The organism is Burkholderia sp. CpTa8-5 (genome assembly GCF_017815045.1).
Classification (GTDB): Bacteria; Pseudomonadota; Gammaproteobacteria; order Burkholderiales; family Burkholderiaceae; genus Burkholderia; species Burkholderia sola.
In genome coordinates this window covers 21,331-46,111 of the sequence record NZ_JAGIQD010000036.1, presented here as the reverse complement: position 1 = coordinate 46,111, position 24,781 = coordinate 21,331, and the positions used below count along the sequence as shown (strand labels likewise).

General features: G+C 64.6%; 17 protein-coding genes. 4 read left to right on the top strand and 13 right to left on the bottom strand.

Features of this window, described 5'->3' with window-relative positions:
• Positions 1-29: 29 nt before the first annotated feature.
• From J8I35_RS31450 to J8I35_RS31405, 10 genes are all read right to left on the bottom strand, one after another.
• Complete coding sequence (locus tag J8I35_RS31450) at positions 30-1,082, bottom strand: nucleoside hydrolase (RefSeq protein WP_124631660.1); 1,053 nt, start codon at positions 1,080-1,082, stop codon at positions 30-32.
• A gap of 10 nt (positions 1,083-1,092) precedes the next feature.
• On the bottom strand, positions 1,093-2,205 hold the full coding sequence (locus J8I35_RS31445; RefSeq protein ID WP_050016275.1) for a porin: 1,113 nt from the start codon (positions 2,203-2,205) through the stop codon (positions 1,093-1,095).
• A gap of 161 nt (positions 2,206-2,366) precedes the next feature.
• Positions 2,367-3,653: a L,D-transpeptidase gene (locus J8I35_RS31440; RefSeq protein WP_209928857.1), complete on the bottom strand. Its 1,287-nt coding sequence runs from the start codon at positions 3,651-3,653 to the stop codon at positions 2,367-2,369.
• Positions 3,654-4,027: 374 nt separating this feature from the next.
• Positions 4,028-5,455 (bottom strand): MFS transporter, encoded by a 1,428-nt coding sequence (locus J8I35_RS31435; protein WP_209928856.1) that lies wholly within the window; start codon positions 5,453-5,455, stop codon positions 4,028-4,030.
• Positions 5,456-5,670: 215 nt separating this feature from the next.
• Positions 5,671-6,126, bottom strand: a complete 456-nt coding sequence (locus J8I35_RS31430; RefSeq protein ID WP_209928854.1) for a hypothetical protein — start codon at positions 6,124-6,126, stop codon at positions 5,671-5,673.
• Positions 6,127-6,490: 364 nt separating this feature from the next.
• The gene (locus J8I35_RS31425) at positions 6,491-6,718 is read right to left on the bottom strand and encodes a hypothetical protein (RefSeq protein WP_124681250.1); all 228 of its coding nucleotides are present in this window, start codon (positions 6,716-6,718) and stop codon (positions 6,491-6,493) included.
• Positions 6,719-6,834: 116 nt separating this feature from the next.
• The gene (locus tag J8I35_RS31420) at positions 6,835-7,227 is read right to left on the bottom strand and encodes an RHS repeat-associated core domain-containing protein (protein ID WP_209928873.1); all 393 of its coding nucleotides are present in this window, start codon (positions 7,225-7,227) and stop codon (positions 6,835-6,837) included.
• Between the two features lie 111 nt (positions 7,228-7,338).
• Positions 7,339-7,869, bottom strand: coding sequence for a DUF1629 domain-containing protein (locus J8I35_RS31415; RefSeq protein WP_235356268.1), 531 nt, complete (start codon positions 7,867-7,869; stop codon positions 7,339-7,341).
• Between the two features lie 147 nt (positions 7,870-8,016).
• The gene (locus J8I35_RS31410) at positions 8,017-8,415 is read right to left on the bottom strand and encodes an SMI1/KNR4 family protein (protein WP_209928853.1); all 399 of its coding nucleotides are present in this window, start codon (positions 8,413-8,415) and stop codon (positions 8,017-8,019) included.
• Positions 8,405-13,075, bottom strand: a complete 4,671-nt coding sequence (locus J8I35_RS31405) for an RHS repeat-associated core domain-containing protein (RefSeq protein WP_209928851.1) — start codon at positions 13,073-13,075, stop codon at positions 8,405-8,407. Before J8I35_RS31405 ends, J8I35_RS31410 begins: the two co-directional genes overlap by 11 nt.
• Before the next feature lie 466 nt (positions 13,076-13,541).
• On the opposite strand from J8I35_RS31405, the gene J8I35_RS31400 reads away from it, so the two are divergent.
• Entirely contained in the window at positions 13,542-16,004 is a 2,463-nt protein-coding gene (locus J8I35_RS31400; RefSeq protein WP_124556285.1) for a DUF3772 domain-containing protein, read from the top strand.
• 139 nt (positions 16,005-16,143) lie between these two features.
• On the opposite strand, the gene J8I35_RS31395 is transcribed toward J8I35_RS31400, so the two are convergent.
• Positions 16,144-17,655 (bottom strand): aldehyde dehydrogenase family protein, encoded by a 1,512-nt coding sequence (locus J8I35_RS31395; RefSeq protein ID WP_124631666.1) that lies wholly within the window; start codon positions 17,653-17,655, stop codon positions 16,144-16,146.
• A gap of 731 nt (positions 17,656-18,386) precedes the next feature.
• Here J8I35_RS31395 and J8I35_RS31390 point away from each other — a divergent pair.
• The 3 genes from J8I35_RS31390 (at position 18,387) to J8I35_RS31380 (ending at position 22,055) form a co-directional block, all read left to right on the top strand.
• Entirely contained in the window at positions 18,387-19,871 is a 1,485-nt protein-coding gene (locus J8I35_RS31390) for an amino acid permease (protein WP_311766598.1), read from the top strand.
• A gap of 135 nt (positions 19,872-20,006) precedes the next feature.
• Positions 20,007-21,275 (top strand): FAD-binding oxidoreductase, encoded by a 1,269-nt coding sequence (locus J8I35_RS31385; protein WP_209928848.1) that lies wholly within the window; start codon positions 20,007-20,009, stop codon positions 21,273-21,275.
• A gap of 105 nt (positions 21,276-21,380) precedes the next feature.
• Positions 21,381-22,055: a TetR family transcriptional regulator gene (locus J8I35_RS31380; protein ID WP_012339399.1), complete on the top strand. Its 675-nt coding sequence runs from the start codon at positions 21,381-21,383 to the stop codon at positions 22,053-22,055.
• A gap of 69 nt (positions 22,056-22,124) precedes the next feature.
• On the opposite strand, the gene J8I35_RS31375 is transcribed toward J8I35_RS31380, so the two are convergent.
• Together J8I35_RS31375 and J8I35_RS31370 are read right to left on the bottom strand one after the other, a co-directional pair.
• Complete coding sequence (locus tag J8I35_RS31375; RefSeq protein WP_209928845.1) at positions 22,125-23,909, bottom strand: phospholipase D-like domain-containing protein; 1,785 nt, start codon at positions 23,907-23,909, stop codon at positions 22,125-22,127.
• A gap of 105 nt (positions 23,910-24,014) precedes the next feature.
• A complete protein-coding gene (locus J8I35_RS31370; protein WP_050016302.1) occupies positions 24,015-24,773 on the bottom strand; it encodes a DeoR/GlpR family DNA-binding transcription regulator in 759 nt (252 codons plus the stop codon).
• Between the last annotated feature and the right edge of the window lie 8 nt (positions 24,774-24,781).

The following is a 24,781-nucleotide window of genomic DNA, read 5'->3' as shown; positions in this document are numbered from 1 at the left end:
TTCCGTTCGCCGCGCACGGCCGCCCGCACTCAGGGCAATTTCGCGATGCGCTCGACGAGCGTCGCGTAGAAGCGGTCCGCGTCGACCTCGTTGATCCATGTCGCATTCGCTGCACGGCCGCTGCGCCCGTTCCAGTCGACGATCGTCTCGCCGAGCGTCCACTGCCCGGTCGTCTCGACCACCACGTTCACCTTGCGGCCGCCGAACAGCGTCGGATCGACGAGATAGCCGACGGCCGTCGGGTCGTACATTGGCGCGTCTTCAACGCCGCGCCGCTTCTTGTTGTAGGCGAGCTCGGCCTCCATGATGTCGGCGACGATCGCGCCGCAGCGGTTGCCGAGCGCACGGAACGGCGCGACGCGCGCCGGCGTGATCGACGCCTTCACCGCGACGTCGCGCGGCAGCACGACGATCGGCACACCGCTGCCGAACACCACGTCGGCCGCGTGCGGATCGACGTAGATGTTGAACTCGGCGGCCGGCGTGATGTTGCCGCGCTCGAAAAACGCGCCGCCCATCAGCACGATGTCGCGCAACGCGGCGCGAATCTGCGGTGCTTCGACCAGCGCGGTCGCAAGGTTCGTCAACGGGCCGAGCGCACACAGCGTCACGCTGTTCGGCGCCGCGCGGCTCAGCGTATCGACGAGGTACGACACCGCGTGACCGGCGGCGAGCGGCGCGCGCGGCGCATGCAGTTCGACGCCTTCGAGCCCGGTCTTGCCGTGCACGTTCGCGGCCGTCACGAGATCGCGCACGAGTGGCCGCGGGCAGCCCGCATACACCGGCAGCGCGTTCGTGCGGCCGGCCCAGTCGCGGATGATCCGCGCATTGCGTTCGGTCAGCTCGAGCGGCACGTTGCCGGCCACGGCCGTCAGCGCGCGCACGTCGAGCCGGTCCTGCGCGCCGAGCGCAAACAGGATCGCGATGGCGTCGTCCTGCCCCGGATCGGTGTCGATGATCACCGTGCGGCGCGCGGCGTCGCCGCCGGCCGCGAATGCGCCCGTTTCGGGCAGCAGCGCGGTGCCGGCCAGCGCGGCGGACAGTTTCAGGAAGGTGCGGCGGGAGGCGATCGGATGGGTCATGGCCGGGCGCTCAGAACACGTGCCGGACGCCGAGCGTCGCCATCATCTGGCGCGTGCCGGTCGAACGCGCATACGCGAAGATCTGCGCATGGTCCGCGTCGCCGGCCGCCTGCTGCGCGATCACCGTCAGCGCGACGTCGGTGCGTTTGGACAGGAAGTAATCGGCCTGCAGGTTCACCTGATGCCATTTCGGACGCTTGTCGATCACGTCGTACTTGCCGTTCGTGAACGCATACGCGGCGCCGAGAAAGAGTTGCGGCGTCATCGTGTAGACGACGTTCACGCCCAGGTTCTGCAGGTGCAGGTGCGAATTGTCGAGGTAATCGTAGCGCACGTCGGTAAACATCGCCGCGAACTGCGCACGGCCGATCGTGTAGAAGCCGCCCGTGCCCGCGATCCGCTGCCGGCTTGCGTATGCGGCCGGCGACATCGCGCTCTTGCTGAAGATCAGCAGCGGCGACGCATAGTCGTTCGCGATCGCGCCGTCCTGGTTCGTCGCGCTGTACGGATGGTTGTACTGCGCATAGACCACGCTCCAGCGCAGCGGGCCGCGCTCATACCCGAGCCCGAAGCTGTACGCGCTATTGTTCGCGAAACCGGTCGTATTGCTGAAGCCGTACAGCGCGGTGAACTTCAGCCCGTAGTAGACGGGGCTCACGTACTTCACCGAGTTCTGCACGCGGATGTCGTTGTAGCCGTTATCGTTGTCGCCGATGTTCACGCCGTTGCTCGCGATGATCACGGGCCCGATGTAGTCGTGGATCGCATCGTACTGGCGACCGAACGTCAGCGAACCGTAGGTGCGGTCGGCGAGCCCCACGTACGCCATACGCCCGAACTCGCGACCGTTCTGCGCAGCCGTGCCCGTCATCACGTTGAAGCCGTTCTCGAGCTGGAAGACGGCGGACAGCCCCTGCCCGAGATCCTCCTTGCCCTTCAGCCCCCAGCGCGGGTTCTGGTTCGTGCCGGACAACGCCTGCCACGCGTTCTTGCCGCCCTGGTTCGTCGCGAACCCGACACCGGCCGAGATGAGACCGTACAGCGTGATGCTGCTTTGCGCACCGGCATGGGTCGCGAAGGCGCCGAGCATCGCGAGCGGAGCGAGCTTGTAGAGAGTTTTCATGCGGGTCGTGTGGTCGGTGGTGGTCCAGGCGCGGCAGGGTTCCGCGAAACTGGACTCGACTATACGAACCCGGATCGGATAATAAAAGTTTGCTTTCCTTATATGTCAATAAAACGGATTTATTCTCATCCTCGCGCATTCCGCTGTCGGTGAACCGGCGCTCAGTCCGCCGTGTCGCCGCCCTTCGGCAGCTTCGACCACGCGCCGCGCCCCGGCATCGGTGACCAGGCCGGGCGAGTCTTGCGGGCGCTATCGATCACGACCAGGTAGCGGCCCGCGATCGGCGTGACGTCGCGATCGCGACGCAGCACCCACAACGACTTGCCGGCCTCGACGCGTGCCTGATAGTCGTCGTCGAGCAGGCCGTGCTGGTCGAGGAACGTGTTCAGCGACGCGGGAATCCGCACGCAGCCCTTCGAATGCCGGATGCCGAGCAGCGCTTCGAGCCGGTCGGGGTCGGTCGCATGCATCTGGAAGCGCATCGGCGACACGCCACCCTTGCCCCAGCCGCGCTCGCCATCCACCCAGCCGAAGTCGTAGATGCGCATGTCGCGGTGGCCGTAGCCGCGAATACCGTTCTCGTTCGTCGTGCCTTCCGCGCGGAAATCCATCGTGTCGGGCGAGTGATGAAACACGCCGAGCGGTGTCAGGAAATGGTCGTACCGGCCCGGCAGCCCGGTGCCGACCGGCGATGCGCCAATCATCAACCACGCATTGGCCGGCGTCGCGCGGAAATAGATGAACAGCGCCTGCACGTTCGGCGCGCGATCGACCATTACGACGTATTCGCCGGCGAGATCGCCGAGATCCGCATCGGCGAGCGCTTTCTGAAGGCGGTCGCCGTACGCGCGCTGTTCGTTCGCGGGCACGTTCAGGCGTCGCGTGACTTCCTGCGTGAAGCGCTTGCGCATGTCGAGCGCACGGGTCGTCGCGTTTTGCGCCTCCTCGACCGACAGCGGCGGATGCCGGCGCGGCGGAGTGGGTGGAGGCGGCTCGGCCTCGCTGGCGGGCGTGCCGGATGCGGCCGATGCGGGCGCGGCGGCCGACGCGGCGGAAGCCGCGGATGCCCCCGATGTTGCGCTCGCGGATTCCGCGTGATTCGCGTGTGACGCGGCGGATGTTGGCGCGGCAGCCGATGCGCCCGACACTGCATGCGCAGATGAAGCCGGCGGCGTGCGGGACGCCGCTGAAGCCGGCAACGCAGTGGACGAAGACGGCGCAGCGTCGGACGCGGCAAAGGCAGGCTGCTCGGCGAGAACGGAAATCGACATCGCGACAGCGAGCCACACGTATGCGGCGGCTGCACGTTCGAGGCAACGCGGCTTCGCAAAGCGCCGCGCCAGAGGGGCAAGAATCATACGTTCGAAGCCATCGGCCGATCCGGCCGCCGCATGCTGCTGGTGCGAGCGGCGCATCTTCCGCGCAAGCCATCGACACGTCCGGCGCATCGTGCGCGCCCGGCGCCGACGCCTCTTCGCGGCGGAGCCGTCGCTGTGCAACGCGGGCGCTCCGATGGCGGCTAATGAGTCGTCAGGCCCTTCATTCTACTCGTCGATACGCGAATCGGCAGCGACCGGAAGCGCGCTTTTACGTGTAATTGCGCTTCGTCACGCTTTGTTTCAACTCGCTGCCGCTTGAGCTTTCGTTGCGTGGCAGGCTGGCGTGTTGGATGTTTTCGGCGCGCTTGCGTGTTTCATGCGGTTCCGATATCGCCTCGCAGTTGATTTGCATCCCAAATCATTTCGACGATGGCGAACACCGGAACGCAACCGCGCCGCACGCATGCCGCACGAACCGTGCGACACGCATGCGCAGATGCCGACTACTTCGAGATGGTTTCGAGTGCGATGCCCTTCGTGCGCGGCCCCATCCCCCCGATCGCGGCCATCACGATCACCATCGCGCCCGCGATGAACGCGAACACGCCGAACGTGCCGAAACCGCGCAGCACGGCGGCGATCACGAACGACGAGAAGATCGCCGAGAAGCGGCTCCACGAATAGACGAAGCCGACGGCCCGCGCGCGAATCGACGTCGGGAACAACTCGGCCTGGTACGCGTGGAAGCTGTACGACATGATGTTGCTCGCGAGCGTGAGGCCGATGCCGAGCACGATCAGGAACGCGCCCACCGTCGTTTGGCTGAACACCAGCCCGCAGACGACGATCGCCGCCGCCATCGCGACGATCACCGACTTGCGCTCGAAGCGGTCGGCGATCACGAGGCCGATCAGCGGGCCGATCGGCGCCGCGAGCGCAATCACGCTCGAATACATCAGGCTCGACGTGATCGTGATGCCCTGCTTGATCAGCAGCGTCGGCACCCAGTTCGCGAAGCCGTAGAAGCCGACCGTCTGGAACACGTTGAAGATCGTCATCATGATCGTGCGGCTGCGATACGGCGGCACCCACATGTCGCGGAAGCTGCCGCGCGGCGGCACGGGTTCGGCCGGCGCGGGCGGCGGCAGCGGCCGCCCGTATTCGGCCTCGACCTTCGCCTCGAGCGCGCGCATGATGCGGTCGGCTTCGTCGACCCGGCCCTGCTGCGCGAGCCAGCGCGGGCTTTCCGGCAATTCGCGGCGAATCCACCACACGAACAGTGCGCCATGCGCGCCGATCAGCACGACCCAGCGCCAGCCGTCGAGGCCGAACGGCGCGTGCGGCACGAGCAGATAAGCGAGGAACGCGACCACCGGCACCGCGACGAACCCCACTGCCTGCTCGCACGCGAACGCACGGCCGCGTATCTGCTTCGGCACGAGTTCGGAGATGTACGTGCCGATCGTGACCATCTCGACGCCGAGGCCGAGACCGACGACGAAGCGCCAGAAGTTCAGACCTGTGGCCGTGTCCTGGAACGCCATCACGACGTTGGCGGCCGTGTACCACAGCAGCGACCACGTGAAGATCGCGCGGCGGCCGAAGCGGTCGGCGAGGAAGCCGCACGCGATCGTGCCGATGAAGAGCCCGGAGAACAGCGCGGCGATGAAGCTCGCGACGCCCGTGGTGCCGAACAGGCCGTGCGTCGTCGCGGACAGGATGCCGCTTTTCACGAGGCCGGGCGCGACATAGCCGCTGTACAGCAGGTCGTAGAGCTCGAAGAAGAAGCCGAGGCTCAGCAGCACGACGAGCTTCCAGACGCTGCGCGTCGGCGGCAGGCGGTCGAGACGGGCCGAGATGGAGCCGGGGTCGATCGCGGCGGGGCGCGCGGCGCCTGCTGCCGTGAGCGGGTCGGGCTGGGTGGATGCCATGGTGGCGAGTCTCCGGATTCTTGATTGTCGTTAGCGCCAGCAGAGGGGAACTGGCGAGCGGCTTCGCGCATTTTAGCGAAGCGCGTGTGCGAGCACATCAATCGGGTGATGGGCGGGGCGGGCCGAATGTCTTCGGAGCGGTTCAACGGGCGGTTTCGCGATGAATGTCTAAACGAGCACTGGTTCATCTCGGCCCTGCCCTCACGGCACACCACTTACATCCCGGTCAAATATTTCGAAACTCCCGGATACTCAGACAAGAACTCTTCCGATTTGATAAACGAAATAACCGTACATCTTACGCTCTCGGGGGCCTTATTCACATACCTCAGCAGCAACCCGAAATCCCCATAATCAAATTCTATTCCAAGCAAAGTGACAGCCCATTGATTTTCAGGAGATCGATCAATCACCCCGCCCAACTCTTGCACGAGGGCCGGATAAAATATGTGACGATCAGCGGCCTCAAGTATATTGCGCGTGCACTCTTGAATACCGAAATCGTCCGCATCAGAAAAGGACCTAAGAAGCTCCACCGCGACCTCGTAGGTCATATTTTTCTCGGCCTCGATCAAGAGATTCAAGAATTCATCGGACTTGCTCTCGTCGACGAAGTCTTCACATGCGTACAAGCGTTCACGCCAGCGATCGAAATTGAAACCATCCGGCATTCTCACACCTCACTTCATCGGCAGTACGTGAAACGTGTGATCGCTCCGCTAGGTGTCGCACCCAAGTCGCAGTGGATAGAACCATTTGATGGAATTAGGTGAATATCGATAAAAGTACGCGACACCCAGGTTTCCATATGTGATTCCCTCCACACGAACCCAGTCGTACTTCAACGCAATCGACGCACCCCGATACGTTATATAAAACTCATCAAGTCCATAATTCCGAACAACGCCTAGATTCAGGAGCTCCTGATCGACCGCCTTCCAACTATTCCTACTTGCATCTTCACAAACCGCATCCAGATATTGCTCAAGCCGCGATCAAATCACGAACTATGACCACCCTTTCAGCACCCCTCTTTTATAACTCCTTAATCAAAAAATCTTTCAGCTCCGCCTCCGATAATTCAAACTCAGGCCCCGCATCCATTCCTTTCAGAAAATTCACCACATGTTCTAGACGAGGATCATCAAAAGAATGGTCCAGATAAAACTCGTACGCGTAGCGCGCGACCTTATCTGGAGAATAACCCTCCAGCTTGATGAGGGAATTCAGATCATTGAGAAACCGTTCTTTCATTTCAGACATGATTGCGTTTCCTTATGGGCATCTCGACGTTGCTCGACCAGAGGCCGTAGCCTTACCTTGATCAATATCCGCTTTTGTCGGCGGATAGTGAGGCAAGTCTAGTACCTCGCCACTGTTCATCTTGGGATGAACTCGGTTGACCTCGCCAGCCTGATGTATGTCTCCTCCCACGACCGAACTTGGCCGGTTCCCGGATTCCATTCGGTTACGTGCGAACGTCCGCGCGTAGGCCCCGGCTTTAGAGCAGGGGCTTCGGCATCGTAATACCTGATTCTCCCGTCAGGGAGTTGTCGTGTGCTGACCGCGCTTCCCTGTACCTTTTGGAGCGCGCGCAGCTTACGTGCGAGCTTCTCTGCCGGGCCGTCGCACCTAAGTCCCAACGGATCGATCCACTCGATAGGATTGGGCGCATATTGATACGCATTTAACCCACCCGCCAGACCAATCGGATCCCTACTGACAAAGCACCCAAGAACAGGATCATAGTACCGATACCGGTTATACCTCAGCCCCGTCTCCGCATCCTTCCTGCTGCCCCTGGAACGAGAGGGGCGCCTTTCCGTGCTGCATCAGGTTGTGGCTCAGGTGGAACCGTCCGGGCACTGCCGGTCAGTTCGGCATCAACTGACCGGTGGGATACCAGTAGTGAATCTCACTCCTTTCTTCGTGGCACGCAAAACAGCATCGGCCAATTGATCGCCGACGACAATGTATGTCGGGGAGTCGTATTGCCGGCCAATGCCATTGGCTGGGAAATCGGGGCGCAAGACCATCTTTTTGAAACCGACCTTAGCGTCAGGAAATCCCGAGACTTTCACCATTATCGGCTCTGAAGCATCGTGATCAACCACGTCAACTTTCCTAGTCGGGTTGAGAAGAAAGTACGGGCCATCAATCGCCTCTCCGTTCGATCTAACGACAGCCGGGATGAACTGAACATCATCGTCATTCGCCAGTTCTTCAATCGCAACACGCACCGCTTCACTTACGAGCGGAATCAAGATGTCTGACCAGATGACGCCGTAGTCTCGAATCTTTGACAGCCCTTTCTTGGGAAGCTCGAATAATAAGGGATCGAGTCTTGCGAGGCGCTTTGCCTCCTGCAACTCGAAGCGATCCACCCCATTTTTTGCCTCGTCGTAGAGTGCCATCCGACTTTCCGGATAGTCCGCCTCCGTGGTCCAGATTTTCGTCATACTTCCCCGCTCAGGTCGGACACGCCCATGGTCGATGATTCTGCCTTCAGTAGCCTTATCGGATCATGACTGATCAACGACTTCAAGCAGGCGGCCTAGAGTTCATCTTTCGCCAAGCGTCAAGCCTTTGAGATTCACCAACAAATCGGTCAGTGAGTCTGCTGATCTCTCCAGAAATTTCGGGTTCATCACCCCCATTCCTACTTCAAATACCTCTCCGCTGGAATTGATCAAAATTGCTTGACCACCACTATCATCCCCAATCATGAAATATCCCGGGAGGTATTTCTGGACTTCATAATCGACATTCCGTTCTGGCAAAATTTCTATCTCGTGCAGAGCCAAGCAGCCCATCGAATTTAGCCCGTTGGTGATTTGAAGAAGGTCAACGTATTCTTTAGGAAAAGACAACCCAATCTTCGTCTCCGCATCATGAATCTGACTAGAGGTCGCTGGAGTTCTCAGTTCGAAATGTTGGCTAAGATACGCTTTATTTAGCATTGAAAGCTCCCAAACAATCGAAATACTTGTAATTTTGCCGTATCGCTCGTCTCACGACACTTTCTGGAACACCGGCCGCCCTCATCTGCCGAGCGGCCTCGTTAAACTCAGTCTGTACATCCGTATTGAAGCCGTTTTGATTTCGGAATGCCCGCTGCATACCGGAGATTTGGGCATGGACGGAGCCCGAAGTGCTCGGCAGCAAAACCGCCGGCGCAGCTCGTGAACTATAGGTCCCGTTAGGAAACACCTGTTGCTTCGCCCATTCCTGCTGAATCGGATGATGCGACTGCACCAGCCCGTCGGCAACCGTATTCGTGTTACCTGGCGCACGATTCGCGTTGGGGCTAAGGTTGCCGTGTTGATCTGCGTCATTCACGCGATAGCCGCCCGGCCGGCGGCACGCCAAACCAAGTGGGTCAATCCAGGCGATCGGGTTTGTCGCGTATTGGTAAGAATTCACTCCACCCAGCAGCCCGATCGGATCTTTGGATACGAACCGCCCGCTACTCGGATCATAGTACCGATACCGGTTATACCTCAGCCCCGTCTCCGCATCCTCCTGCTGCCCCTGGAACCGAATCGGGTTCCTCGGCTCCACGCCCGCCGCCTTCGACGCCCGCGCAATCACTTCCCGCGCCTCGCCCCAGGCCCGATACGACGCCTCCCACACCACCTCCCCCACCTCGTCCGTCATCAGCAACGGCGTCCCAATCTGGTCGCAGTGGTAATAGAACAAATGCGCGTCCGACTGTCTTTCCGGCACACGTTGCAGCGGGTCCTTCTCCGGCACGTACGGCTCGCCCTCCTGCCACACCGGCGTCTGGATCCCCGCGATCGGTTGCGCCGTCACATATTGCGCAAGCGGAACGAACGTTTCCGGCTCGTAAACGTACTGCGTCGCACCGGTCTCGTTGCTTTCGTACGCCAATTGATCGCCATCCCACCCGAACACCGTCCGCACGCCATCCACGTCCTTGCCGATCCGGCGCCCGAAGGAATCGTAGAAATACCGCGCCTCATGCTGCCGCCCGGCCTCCTCGACACGCGCCACATGCAACCGGTTGAATCCGTCCCACTCGTATTCCTGCCGACCCACCGGTGATCGCTTGCCGATCAGGTTCCCGCGCGCATCGTATTCGAAGTGCGTACCCGCATATTCCTTCAACAGATTCCCGAGCACGCGCGGCACTTCCGCCGGCAATGTGCTGTCCACGCTGTCCGGCACAACCGGGCTTGCTTTCACCGCCCCCGGCGTACGAGCGTGCCGGGGACTACCGGGGTCAATGATGTTGCTTGCCGGGTCGAAGGCGAAAGTCTCGGTACCGAGCGGCCCGATCGCCGCGATGAGGCGGCCAACCGGGTCATAACGATAGTTGATCAACCCCTTGCGGCTGTCCTCGATATGCTCGAGCCGCCCCACGGCATCGTACCGATACCGGCGCTCGGCCAATGCGGCAGGCGCATTCGCTCGCCGAATGGCCTGCCGGGTGATTCGTCCGGCCGGATCGTACTGCGTCTGCTGCCCGACCTTGCTCGACAGCATCCGCCCGGTTTCTCGATGCAAATCGTCGCGCTCGAACTGGATTCGCTCCTCACCATCGAGCACGAGCCCGTGCACGTGACCCGACCCGTAGATCAACCAGTCCAGCACATGACCATCGGGGCGGACGGTCTTGATCCGCGTGCCGATTTCGTCGTATTCGTGATGCCACACATAGCTGCGCGATTCACCGAACAGCCGATAAGCATGATGTTCGCGCACCAGATTGCCGACCGAATCGAAAAACATCTGCGTCCGGCTGTGGCTGTTAAGCGCCTCGATGAGTCGCCCGCTGGCGTCGTATGCGAATCGCTCCTTGCTCGCACCCGAGGTCCGGCATACGATGCGGCCGGCCTGATCGAATTCGAGTTCGGTCACCTGCCCGCCCTCGTCGATCTTCACCGGCTGCAGCGTGCCCTCGCTGTATCCGTATGTGGTCCGCTTGCCGTCGAACCCGATCTCTTCCAGCAATCGCCCCGCTGGATCATAGTGAAATTGGTAGGTCGCGCGATTCGCGTCGGTCAACACCGTCAAGCGACCGAGGCGATCGTAACGATAGGCGAGCGTGTAGCCGAGCGCATCGACGCGGCTGGCCACACGCCCCGCGACGTCGTATGAAAAACGCGTCATGCGCTCGAGCGGATCGGTATGGGACAGCAGACGGCCTTCGGCATCGTGCGTATATCGATAGGTGCCTGCCGGAGACGAGATCTCGCTGACCGCCCCATTCGGGCCGTACCGGTAAACCGTGGCATTGCCAGCCGCATCGATCGACTGCGCCAGTCGCCCGTCGGCATCGTAGCGCCACTTCGTCACCTTGCCCGAGCAGTCGGTGTACTGAAGCAGTTGTGCCGCGTCATCGTAGACAAGTACCTTCGTACCGCCCTTCGCATCGACCATCTTGACCGGCATCCCGGCGGCGTTGTACGCATACTTCGTCTCGTGCCCGAGCGGGTCCTTCTGCACGATCAGGTTCCCCGCGTCATCGTACGAGCGCTCCCACACATAGCCTTCGGGATCCTTGAGACGAACGAGTTGATCGCGGTCGTCGTAACTCATCTCGATCACGGCCCCGTCGACGCGGTAATGCTTCGTCATGTTCCCGCGTGCGTCGTAGTCCATCTCCTCGATGCCGCCGTCGCGATGAACATGCATGACCAGGTTGTTGTCCTGGTCGCGCCGCATCCACTCCTCGGTGCCATCCGGATACGCGATCCGGTACATGTATCCGCGGATGTTGTAGTAGTACCGCGTGACGTTGCCCAGTGCATCGGTGACATAGGTCAGGCGGATGTTCGGGTGCCACATGAGACGAATGTCGTGGCTGCCGTCGTCGGCATATTCGCGCACGCACCGAGCATTCGTGTTGTCGTCGCGCTCCGCCCCTTCCCACTCGAGGTTCATGCCGCGGCCGGTGCGATCGGTATAGCGCGTGATCAGATGACGGTCGTAAGCATACTGGCGCACGTTGCCGTAACGATCCGCCGCACGCACGAGATCGCCGTTCTCGTCGTACTGGTATTGGGCAAGCGTGGTGCGCGTGTTCGCGTCGACGATCTGCTCGATCGTTGCGATACGTCCGCGGCTGTCGTGGCGAAACGCGAGCGTATGGCCGGCCGAACTGACGAGCCGCGCCAGACGATTCGCGTCATCGTAATCGAGCGCGATCGTATTTCCCGCGCGATCCTTCTGCAACGCGAGACGGAACGAATCGCCGCGCTTCTCGTACACGTGCAGCAAATCGTGACCGTACGCGACCGTCGTCCACGTGTCGTCGAGCCGGCTCAGTGTCACACCTTCCACGCGGTCGTCGTGAACCGCACCTGCCGCGAGCGCCGGATATTCGATGTTGCGGCCGGTCGAATCGCTGTAGATCCATTTGCCGTCCCGAACATCGATGCGCGTCATGTACGGCGAGAGCCAGCGCGCGCCCAGTTCGCCGGCATCGTATCCGGCCAGCCGGGACCGATAGACGCGTATCCAGACGACGGGCATCGCACCCGGCAATTCGAAATCGGCATGAGAAAACGTCTCGTCGCCGAACGCGTAGCTGATCGAACCGCCCGACGCGCCGACCCCGCACTCTTCGCAGTGGTCGACACCGGAGCCCTTCGCTCTCGCCTCCTTCTTCGTCGCGGCAACGGGCACCTGCGGCCGCCGGGCCGTCGCTTCCGTCGTGCCCTGCGATTTGATCGATGCGGCCCGCATCGCGTCGCGCTTGTGCCGCAACGCATTGACCAGCTTCAGCAGCAGCCACATCAGCTTGCCTTCGTCGCTGCCCTTCAGCTCGTTGATCTTGCCGACCACCACTGGAGCGAGCGTGCGCAAGGACACGGCAATCTGGCGAATCGGTGCGACGTATTCCTCCGAAATAAGCCCGGTCGCCGTGCTGGTCGCGGCGTTGGCGCCGCGCTTGACGAGCGCCGTCCTGGACTCGGCCAGATACCCCCACGCCCCCGTTACCAGATCCTTGCTGAACCATCCGCTCTTCTTCATCTGCTGACGATACTCGGCGGCCCGCCGCTCGTTCTCCGCAGGATCGAACAGTTGCCCCGCCAACACTGCATCGATGCCGTCCGCGAGACTTGTCAGGATCTCCCGTGCTTTCGCCGCGCAGTGATCGATCACATCGTTGAGCACGGCCTGCAGCTTCGTCAGGAAATCCTCGATCTCGGTCGCGCATGACGCCTGGACATGCGTGACGACGATCGATATGAGCGCGGCGCCGATGTCGCGCTTGTGAATCAGGATTTCATTGCGAATCAGCGCCAGAAGCGGCCGCGCCGTGAGGCGCATGGGCGCCAGTACCGGCGGAAATGGAATCACGCCGATCAGGTTGATCGCGAGTCCGAGATAGTCGAGCAGTTCGCCGCCGCGCTTGCGGATGATCGAGACGATGTCGGTGAGCGCATCGGCCAGCGCCATCAGGTTGTTGAGCACCGGAATCATGCTCGCGACCGTTTTCAGTCGATCGACGTCCACGTAGCCATGCGTCACGCTGATCAGCCACGCGTTGAAGCCTTCGCCGGATGCGACGACGTCGTCCGGATGAACATCGGTCAACCACGGGGTGGCCTGCTCATACTCCGCGCCCGGAGGGAGTTTTTGATCTGCCATGCTCTCAGGATTCTTCTGGTTGTTCGGCTTTCGACGTGCGGCGACGGCCTCGCCTTCTCGTGTCCCGCATGATCGGCCAACGGCTCGCGGCATTGTACCGACGATTGGGCGACGGGAAAATGAAAGGTCCGGTTTCCCCGTAGCCGCCCGGTTCTTCGCACCCCATTTATCGCGGCTCGCGGTCGCACCGACTTTATGTAAATTTCGTAACCGTCTGTCGCGGTGACAACGGCCGCCCGACGCTGAAAACGGCGCCCTTCCGGGGCGTGGCTCGATCGACACGGCCCCGATGCGACGGGATAAACAGGACTTCCGCCGGTCCGTCGCCCATGCCCGCGTCGCAGACACCGCGGAAGCAGATTCGAAAGTCGTTCATCTCCGCGCCCCGGTAACATGCTACCGGGCCAACTACCGGCTTCCGGCTGCCTTTCGGCAACCGGCATTGTCGGCAAATCGTAAGCATTCCATGTCCATACAACGACTATCCACGTACGCCCGCCGGATCGCGCTGATCGCGCTGCTGCAGTTCGCGGCGATCGCGACGGCGTCGGCGTTTCCGGCCGCCGCTTCCGCTCCCGTCGCGAGCGGCGTCGGCGCAACCGTGCCGGCCATCTCGCTGCCCGACGCCGTCGCGCAGCTCAAGCAGATGCAGGCCGAGCTGGACCGCATCAAGCAGCAGACGTCGACCGCGTCCAACAGCAAGGAGCTGGACGGGCTCGACGACTCGGCGCAGGAGCTGAGCACCGATGTCGCGAAACTGCAGAGCGATCTCACGCCGCAACGCGCGCAGGTTCAGGCGCAACTCGACGTGCTCGGCCCGCCGCCGGCCGAGGGCGCCGCGCCGGAAACGCCCGCCGTCGCGAAGCAGCGGGCCGCGCTGGACGCACGCAAGACGCAGATCGATGCCGCGCTGAAGCAGGCCGCCGACCAGAAGACGAGCCTCACGAACCTGACCGAGCAGTTCGCGAAACTGCACCGCAGCCTGCTGAAGAACCAGCTCGCGTTCCGTTCGGGCAGCATCTTCAGCGCGCAGTTCTGGCTGCCGCTGTTCCACCTGTCGCCGGACGACCGTCAGCGGCTCGACGATTTCAACGGCGAACTGTTCGACATGCTGCGCTCGTCGTGGGTGCCCGGACAACGGGCGATCACCACGCTGCTGCTGATCGCCGCGTTCGCCGCATGGCTCGGCGGCCGCCGGCTCATCGAGCGCGGGCTCGCGTGGATTGCGCTGAACCGCCTGCCGCCCACCCGCTTGCGCCGCAGTGCGCTGGCGCTGTCGACCGCGCTGTCGACCTTCCTGGCGACGGCCATCGCGATTCAGATCCTCTACCTCGCCGTCGCGCGCCACTACGAACTCACGCCGTCGCTGACCGATCTGTGGGACCAGTTCGCGAAACTCGCCGCGACCTGCGCATTGATCGCCGGGCTCGGCCGCGCACTGCTCTGCACGAAGCATCCGTCGTGGCGCCTGCCCGCGCTCGCCGATCCCGTCGCGCTCGCGATGAAGCCGTTCCCCGCCGTCCTGGCCGGGCTGCTGCTGGTGTCGGGCACGCTCGAATCGATCAACCGGATCGTCGACACCAGCCTGTCGGTCACGCTGTTCGGCCGCGGCATCGTGTCGCTCGTCGTCGCGCTGACGGTCGGCGCGTCGCTGTTGCGCGCGAACCGTGCGCGCAGCGCCCTCGCGGCGGCAGGCGAGGCGCCCGAGCAGCGCTCGACGCTTGCCGGGCTAATCCATGCCGGCGTCACGCTCGCGATCGTCGCGTCATTGATCGCACTCCTGATCGGTTACATCACGGTCGCGCGCTTCATCACATACGAGCTCGTGTGGTTCGAGATCGTGCTGTGTGCGACCTACATCCTGATCCAGTTGACGCGCGACGCGAGCGAAAGCCTGTTCTCGTCGAGCCTGTCGACGGGCCAGCAGATCAAGCATCTGTTCGCGCTCGAAGATCGCCACCTCGACCAGGCGCGCACGGTCCTGTCCGGCTTCGGCACGAGCCTGCTGATGCTGATCGCGGCGATCGCGCTGCTGACGGGCGGCTTCGGCACGACGCCGGGCGACCTGCTCGACAGTGCGGTCGCGATGATCGGCAGCCAGCGGCTGCAGAGCCTGAACATCATGCCCGACCGGATCTTCAACGCCGTGATCGGCTTCGCGATCGGCTTCTACCTGCTGCGCTCGCTGCGCCGCTGGCTCGACGGCGAGTTCATGCCCGCGCTCGGCATGGATACGGGCATGCGCGTGTCGCTGATCACGCTGTTCACCAACGTCGGTTACGTGCTGCTCGTGCTGATGACGCTCGGGCTGCTCGGCGTCCGGTGGAGCAATCTCGCGTGGATCGTCAGCGCGTTGTCGGTGGGTATCGGTTTCGGCCTGCAGGAAATCGTGAAGAACTTCGTGTCGGGGCTGATCCTGCTGACCGAGCGCCCGGTGAAGGTGGGCGACATGGTCAGCATCGCGGGCGTCGAAGGCGACATCCGCCGCATCAACGTGCGCGCGACCGAGATTCAGCTCAGCGACCGCTCGACCGTGATCGTGCCGAATTCGCAGCTGATCTCGCAGAACGTGCGCAACGTGACGATGGGCAACAGCACGCAGGGCGTCGCGACGCTGGTGCTGACGTTCCCGCTGAACACCGATCCCGAGCAGGTGCGCGACCTGCTGCTCGATGCGTATCGCGAGCATCCGGCGATTCTCGACAAACCGGCGCCGTCGGTGACGTTCAGCCAGCTCGCGCCGGACGGGATCACGCTGAGCGTGACGGGTTACGTGTCGAGCCCGCGGATCGCGAGTTCGACGAAGAGCGACCTGCTGTTCGAGATCCTCAAGCAGTTGCGCGCGGCGGCGATCACGCTGTCGAGCCCGCAGATGCTGGTCGTGCAGAACATGCCGACGAACGATGGTCCGACGCCGCACGAATCGTAAGCAAGCCATCGAGCGGGTACGCTCGCGATCGATCGGCGTGCCGCACGCCTCGCAATAAACGACAAGGGCCGGTTACCGCTTTCGCGACAACCGGCCCTGTTCATTCGACCGTCGATGCGCCCTGGCCGGGCGCCCGCCCTCACACGTCGAACTTCACCCCCTGCGCCAGCGGCAGTTGCCGGCTGTAATTGATCGTATTCGTCGCCCGGCGCATATACGCCTTCCACGCGTCCGAACCCGACTCACGCCCGCCGCCCGTTTCCTTCTCGCCGCCGAACGCGCCGCCGATTTCCGCGCCGCTCGTGCCGATGTTCACGTTGACGATCCCGCAATCGCTACCGGCCGCCGACATGAACTGCTCGGCCTCGCGCATGTCGTTCGTGAAGATCGCCGACGACAGGCCTTGCGGCACCGCGTTGTGCACGTCGATCGCATCTTCGAAGTCGTCATAGACCATCACGTACAGAATCGGTGCGAACGTCTCGCGCTCGACCACCGCGGATTGCTTCGGCATCCGCACGATCGCCGGACGCACGTAGTACGCATCCGCGTGACCGACGTCGATGCGCTCGCCGCCCTTCACTTCGCCGCCCTGCTCGCGTGCATCGGCCAGCGCTTTCTGCATCGCGTCGAACGACGCACGATCGACGAGCGGGCCGACCAGCGTACCTTCCTCGAGCGGGTTGCCGACCTTCACCGACGCGTAGGCCTTCTCGATGCGCGGCAGCAGTTGCTCGACGAGGCTGCGATGCACGATCAGGCGGCGCAGCGTCGTGCAGCGCTGGCCGGCCGTGCCGACCGCCGCGAACGTGACCGCGCGCACGACGAGGTCGAGATCCGCGCTCGGCGCGACGATCATCCCGTTGTTGCCGCCGAGTTCGAGGATGCCGCGCGCCAGGCGCTGGCTCAGCACCTTCGCGACTTCCTGGCCCATCCGCACGCTGCCCGTCGCGCTGACGACCGGCACCTTCTTCGACGCCGTCAGCACCTCGCCGACATCGCGCATGCCGAGCACCAGCTGGCTCAGCTCAGCCGGCGCGACGCCCGGATGCGTCTTCTCGAACTCACGGAGCGCCTTCTGGAGCAGCACGTGACATGCGATCGCGGTAAGCGGCGTCTTCTCGGACGGCTTCCACACGACCGAATCGCCGCACACGAACGCGAGCGCCGCATTCCAGGCCCACACCGCGACCGGGAAATTGAACGCCGAAATCACGCCGCACACGCCGATCGGGTGCCACGTTTCCATCATCCGGTGGCCCGGGCGCTCGGACGCGATCGTGAGGCCGTAAAGCTGGCGCGACAGACCGACCGCGAAATCGCAGATGTCGATCATTTCCTGCACTTCGCCGAGCCCTTCCGACGTGATCTTGCCTGCTTCGAGCGTGACGAGGCGGCCCAGCTCGGCCTTGTGCTCGCGCAGCACGTTGCCGAACACGCGCACGAGTTCGCCGCGCACCGGCGCCGGCACCGTGCGCCACTTGAGGAACGCGTCGTGCGCGGCGTCGATCTTGCGCTCGGCGTCGGCGGGCGTGTCGACGGCCAGCGTCGCGAGCGTCGCGCCGTCGAGCGGCGAGCGCGCGGTCAGCGCATTGCCTTTCCACTGGGCGAGATCGATGTCGAGCGCGGCAAGAATGTCGTTGAATTGCATCACTTCCTCTTCAGGGACAGATTGATCGGTGCGGCGGCAGCGCCGCCCGCGTGATTCGATTGGAGCGCGTTCGAGCGCCTCGTGCAAGCGGATGCGCCGCGCGGCGGGCCCGGTGCGCCATCCGGCGCATCGCGCGGCGCCGCCGCCGGCAAGCCCGGCCGGACGGCGCGCCCCAGCCTCGCGAGGCACGATCCATGAAACACATTGTCGATGGCCACAAGTCGGGCCGCTATTGATATTAACTCACGACTTCATTCCCAAAACGCAAGAAGTCAGCCGCGCAGCCGCGCCTTTGTCTACGCTGACATCAGACGGTTCCAAAGCCCGCAGACGGGCACGCGGACGCGTCCCGGCCCGACGCAAGTTGATGACGATCCCGCATCACCCTGTGCGGAAATATCGTTTGCCGCCCGTGCATCGGACCCCACACAATCGGTGCGACGTCGAGGTGCAACGCACCCGGCGCGCCGCCGGCCGCCACGACCGCCGCCGGACGACCGACGAACGCGACACGCACCACGGCCCGGGTCAGCGGGCCCGCTTCGCACCGCATCACCGCTGCCCGGCCCACGGCCGGCAACGCGTCGCGCTTCGTCACCGAAAAACAATCCCGGAGACAGCGCCCAGCGCCCGCCATGCATTCAGACGCCCGCCCCGATTCGTCCCGCCCGTCCGGCTCGCCGCCCGCGAAGCCGTCCCTCCACCGTGCGCTGCAGGCGCGCCATCTGCGAATGATCGCGATCGGCGGCTCGATCGGCACGGGCCTGTTCGTCGCGTCCGGCGCGTCGATCTCGCAGGCCGGGCCCGGCGGTGCGATGCTCGCGTACATGATGATCGGCCTGATGGTCTATTTCCTGATGACGAGCCTCGGCGAAATGGCCGCGTTCATGCCGGTATCGGGCTCGTTCGCGACCTACGGCGCGAAGTTCGTCGACGAAGGCTTCGGCTTCGCGCTCGGGTGGAACTACTGGTACAGCTGGGCCGTGACGCTGGCGGTGGAGCTCGTCGCCGCGCAGCTCGTGATGCACTACTGGTTCCCGCACGTGCCGGGCGTCTGGTGGAGCGCGCTGTTCCTCACGCTGATCTTCGCGCTCAACGCGCTGTCGGTGCGCGGCTTCGGCGAGGCCGAATACTGGTTCGCGCTGATCAAGGTGCTGACGGTGCTCGCATTCGTCGGCGTCGGCCTGCTGATGATCTTCGGGATCATGCAGGGCGGCCCGAGCGCCGGCTGGGGCAACCTCACGATCGGCGACGCGCCGTTCGTCGGCGGCTGGGCGACGATGCTCGGCGTCGCGATGATCGCGGGCTTCTCGTTCCAGGGCACCGAGATGATCGGCGTCGCGGCCGGCGAATCGGAGAATCCGCGCACGACGATTCCGCGCGCGGTGAGCCAGATCTTCTGGCGCATCCTGCTGTTCTACGTGTTCGCGATCTTCGTGATCGGCGTGCTGGTTCCGTACACCGATCCGAGCCTGCTGAAGAGCGACGTGACCGATATCGGCGTGAGCCCGTTCACGCTCGTGTTCCGCCACGCTGGGCTGGCCTTCGCCGCAGGCGTGATGAACGCGGTGATCCTGACGGCCGTGCTGTCGGCCGGCAACTCGGGCATGTACGCGTCGACGCGCATGCTCTACAACCTCGCGGTCGAAGGCCGCGCGCCGAAGCTGTTCGCGAAGCTGTCGCCGGGCGGCGTGCCGCGCAACGCGCTGTATGCGACCACCGCGATCGGCGCACTGTGCTTCCTCACGTCGCTGTACGGCGACAAGACCGTCTACCTGTGGCTGCTGAACACGTCGGGGATGGCCGGCTTCATCACGTGGCTCGGCATCGCGGTCAGTCACTACCGGTTCCGCAAAGGCTTCCTGAAACAAGGCTACCGGCTCGACCAGTTGCCGTACCGGTCGAAGTGGTTCCCGTTCGGCCCGCTGTTCGCGTTCGCGCTGTGCGCGGCCGTCGCGCTCGGCCAGGACTATCAGGCGTTCCTCGCCGACAAGATCGACTGGACCGGCGTCGCCGCGACCTACGTCGGCCTGCCGTTCTTCCTCGCGATCTGGCTCGGCTACGCGCTCGTGCGCAAATGCCGGCTGGTGCGCTACGAGGACATGGACATCGCGCCGTGGATCGAACGCAACGCGACGCATGAAGCGACCGAAAAGGCCGACGCCGGCTATCCGGCCTATGTCGCCCGTCCGGCCAACCCGACGCCGGGCGCCTGACGCCCGGTCACGCGCCGGCAGCCGCCCCTTCGCGGCGGCCGCTGCGCTGAAATCCCCATTCGACGCGGCGCGCGCGTTCAGGCAAGATCGACGCGCGCCGTCCGCCTTTCCGCCGTCACGAGTCACCGAACACGCATGCAGAACTTCTACGAAGCCACCGTTAGCCGCCAGCCCTACCCGCAACTGACCGACACGATCGATACGCAGGTCTGCATCGTCGGCGGCGGCCTCGCCGGGCTGTGCACGGCGCTCGGCCTCGTCGAGCGCGGCGTGCACGACGTCGTCGTGCTCGACGGCGAACGGGTCGGCTTCGGCGCGTCGGGCCGCAACGGCGGCTTCGTGTTCGGCGGCTACAGCCTCGACAACGCCGACCTGCTGCGCACGCTCGGCCGCGACGAAGGGCGCCGGCTGTACCGGCTCACCGTCGACGCGGTCGACCTGATCCGCGCGCGCATCGCCCGCTACGGGATCGACTGCGACATCGTCGACGAAGGCGTGATGCTCGCCAACTGGTTCGACGATCCGTCGCGGCTCGACGGCGTGCGCACGCTGATGAAGCGGGAATTCAACGTCGACTGGGAACCGGTCGCGACCGACGCGCTGCGTGCGCGGCTGAAGACGCAGCGCTATTACGGCGGCCTGTTCGAGCCGAACGCATTCCACTTTCATCCGCTGAAGTACGTGCTCGGCGTCGCGGCGGCCGCGTCGCGCGGCGGCGCACGCGTGTACGAACGCTCGGCCGCGCTCGGCATCGCGCGCGACGGCGCCGGCTACGTCGTGCGCACGGCGCAGGGCGCGGTGCGTGCGAAGGACGTCGTATTCGCCGGCGGCGGCTACGCGCGCGGCGTGTCGCCGCGCATCGAGCGCGCGGTGCTGCCGATCGCGACCTACGTGATCGCGACCGAACCGCTCGGCACGCGCCTACCCGACGCGATCGACGCGCCGTACGCGATCTACGACACGCGTTTCGCGTTCGACTACTACCGTCCGCTGAAGGACACGCGGATTCTGTGGGGCGGCCGGATCTCCGTGCTCGATCGCGGCCCCGACGCGATCGCGCGCCTGCTGCGGCGCGACCTGCTGCGCGTGTATCCGCAACTGGACGGCGTGAAGGTCGACTACGCGTGGGGTGGGCTGATGAGCTATGCGCGGCACAAGATGCCGCAGATCGGCCGCGACACGGACGGCGTGTGGCACGCGATCGCATTCGGCGGTCACGGGATGGCGCCGACCACCGTCGCCGGCGAGGTGCTCGCCGCCGCGCTGGCGGGAGAGCGTCCGGTGCCGAACGGCTTCGCCGCGTTCGGGCTCACGCGCACGTTCGGGCTGGCCGGCCTCGCCGCCGCGCAGCTCACGTATACGGCGTACCAGGCCCGCGACGCGCTCGCGTCCTGCCGCCGCTGAGCGCCCGCCGCGGCCTTGCCGATTAGAGCGGAAGGTCGGCCGGGCGGGCATTTCCCACATGCTAGAATGCCTTTTCCAAGCCGCCGCGAACCAGAACAAAGTCACATGAAAGCAGGAAGCAAGGCCGCCACGTCCGACCCCCGCGCGCTTGCGTCCGACGCGCGGCGCAAATACGATCCCGAGCAAACCAAGCGCAACATCCTCGACGTCGCCACGCAGGAATTCTCCGCGATGGGCCTCGCCGGTGCGCGCGTCGACGCGATCGCCGAGCGCACGAATACGACGAAGCGGATGCTCTATTACTACTTCGAAAGCAAGGAAGGCCTGTACGAGGCCGTGCTGGAGAAGGTATACGGCGACATCCGCGCGCTCGAGCAGGAACTGCACGTCGGCGACATGGAGCCGCGCGAAGGCATGCGCCGTCTCGTCGAATTCACGTTCGACTATCACGACAAGCATCGCGATTTCGTCCGCCTCGTGTCGATCGAGAACATCCACGGCGCGAAGTATGTCGAACAGCTGAAGTCGTTCAAGAACCGCAACGTCAGCATCATCAAGACGCTCGAGGAACTGGTCGAGCGCGGCGCGGCCAGCGGCGTGTTCCGCAAGGACATCGACGCATTCGACCTGCACCTGCTGATCAGCTCGTTCTGCTTTCACCGCGTGGCGAACCGCTACACGTTCGGCGCTGCATTCGGCCGCGACCCGTCGGCACCGCGCCTGCGCGCGCGACATCGCGACACGATCGCCGACGCGGTGCTCCGCTACGTCGCCGCGTAAGCGGCGGTAGTCGCCGGCCGGGGCACGCGACATCCGCGCCCCGCGAACTTCATTCAGCACTTCAGCGCATCAGTCCGTCGGCGCGGTCGACGCCAGCGCGATCCGCGCCTTCCGTTCCGGGCTCCCCGCCACGTAATACTTCTTCGCCCAGCTCGAATCGGGCGCGAGCGCGAGCCGCGCATGCGTACCCGTGCCGTGCTGCTGCTTCGCATGGATCGCCAGCGCGCGGGCGCGGTAGTGCTCGTACAGCCGCAGGAATTCCGCGAGATAGATCGCCGCGATCCGCTTGTCGCGGATCTCGAGCACGTTCTCGTCGTTGTACTGCTCGGAATTGCGGCTCATGTTCGCCGAACCCGTATAGACGACCGGATTCGCGCCTTCCGCATCGATCACGATGAACTTGTGATGGATCACGACGGGCGGGAAAACCGGCGCCGGTTCGCCCGGGAAAAGCCGCAACTCCGGCTCGAAACCCTGCGGCACCGTGGCCGGCGAGAAATACGACGCGTCGATCACGTCGTGGTTGTCGCGGCTGCGGTGGTACAGCTCGAGGTTCGCGAGCGTCGCCGCATCGAGCGTCTGGCCGTCGTGCTGCGCGGTATCGGCCTTCGTCGCGCTGCCGACGCTGATCTTGTTCACGAGGCCGAACATCATCAGCCCGCGGTCGCCAGCCGCGAAACACGCGTCGCGCAGCGCCGCGTCGGTCGGCATGAACAGGCAGAACGACACCGAATGCTTCGCGGCCGCGATCGCGGCGACGATCGTATCGATCTCGGTACGCTGCCCCGCGGGCTCCGGCGAGTACGCGACGCGCACCTGCGCGCTGCCGATCGTCATCGGCGCCGACCAGCCCGGCGACAGCCGCGCGGTCTCCGCAATCGACGGATTCCCGGCCAGCGCATGCGCGCGCTCGTTGTACAGCGCGGCGAGCGCAGGCGAGTCGAACGCATGCAGCACGTTGGCCTGCTCGGTCAGCCCCTCGGTCGTGAAGTTCGCGGAGCCGGTCAGCACGCGCGCGGGCGCCGGGTTCGACGGCGCATCGGTCACGATGAACTTGTCGTGCATGATGTGCGTCTTGTCGCGCGGCGCGAGCGTCGCGAGGCCCTGCAGCGCATCGACGGCCGGCTGGTTCGGCGACGGCAGCGGCGGCTTGCCCTTGCGCGCCGTCGTGTGCGCGTCGTAGACGATCGCGAGCGACGCTTCGCCGTGCTGGCGGCCGAACGCGTCGAACGCGGGCAGCGCCCACAGCGTGTCGGTCAGGTGATAGACGGCCGACACCGCGCGCGATGCCGGATCGAGCATCTGCGCGAACACCTGCTCCATGTCGTTCGCGAGCCACGTGCGCAGCTTCAGCGCCTGCGCGGCGCTCGGCGCCTCGTTCGGCGCGAGGCCGAGCGCCGCGACCTGCTTCGCGAACGCCTGCGAGCTGACCACCGCGCGGTTGAACCACGTGCCGATGCCGTCCTCGATGTGCGCGGGCAGCACGACGTCGCACACGCCGGCTTGCGCGTCGAGCACCTGCAGGTTCGCCGGCGTGCCGACGACCGGATAGACGTCGTAGCGGAACGACGCACCGCGGTCCTGCGGATCGATGCGCGCGTCCCACCACATGAATTTCTGGATCGGCGCCTGATCGGTCGGCGCATCGCCCTGCGTGTCGGCGGCCGGGCCGTCGAACGTCAGGCGGTTGGGCAGCCAGCTGTCCGGCGCACGCGTCTTGCCGTCGGCCGACCAGAAACCCGGCGTGCGCCGGATCGCGAAGCCGAGGAAATCGGACCGCGACGCCGCATCGGGCCAGTCGAAAGCCAGCAGGACCAGGGTGGGGGAAAGATAGCTGCGCACGCTGACGGTCATTCGTTGCTCCCTGGCCCGGCGGCCGGTCGAGATGAATGCGTCAGTCTTGATGGCGGTTCTTCCCGCGCGATGACCGTTCGATGAACCCTGTATGTCGGACGCGCGTCAGTCGCACACGAGCAGCTCGATCCCGCGCGCCGTCAGCGCGCGGCGCACGGCCTTGTCGGGTGCGCGTTCGGTCACCAGATAGCGGGCGGCGGACGTGCCGTTGATCCGCACCGGCGTCACGCGGCCGAATTTCGAATGGTCGGCGACGATGATCGCCGTGCCCGCCGCCGCAATCATCCGGCTGCGCACTTCGGCCGCGAGCCGCGAGTAGTCGGTGCACTCGCCGTCGGGCGTGATGCCGCCGGCGCCGACGAACGCGAAATCGACGTGGTATTGCGCGAGCTGGTGGATCGTGTCGAGCCCGAACGTGGCGTCCTCGTCGTCGGACAGCTCGCCGCCGAGCAACGTCACGCGGTTGCCGTTGCGCCGCGCGAGCACGAACGCGGTACGCCAGTCGTTCGTGTAGATCGACAGCCGGTGCCGGTCGGCGAGCGCCAGCGCGACCGCATGCGGCGTGCTGCCCGAATCGATCAGCACCGATGCATCGTCGGGCACGAATTCGGCCGCGCGCCGCCCGATCGTGCGCTTCGCGTCGGCGTTCGCGGCTTCGCGCTCGGACAGGCTCGGCTCGCGGCGATCCGCGGCCAGCGCGCCGCCATGTGTCATCACGAGCAGGCCGCGCGCGGCCAGCGCGTTCAGGTCGCGCCGCACCGTTTCGCGCGACACGTCGAGCGAACGCACGAGTTCCGCGACCGTCAGCGCGCCCGAGCGTCCGAGCGCCGACAGGATGTATTGATGACGTTGTTCCGCGAGCATCGCGTGTG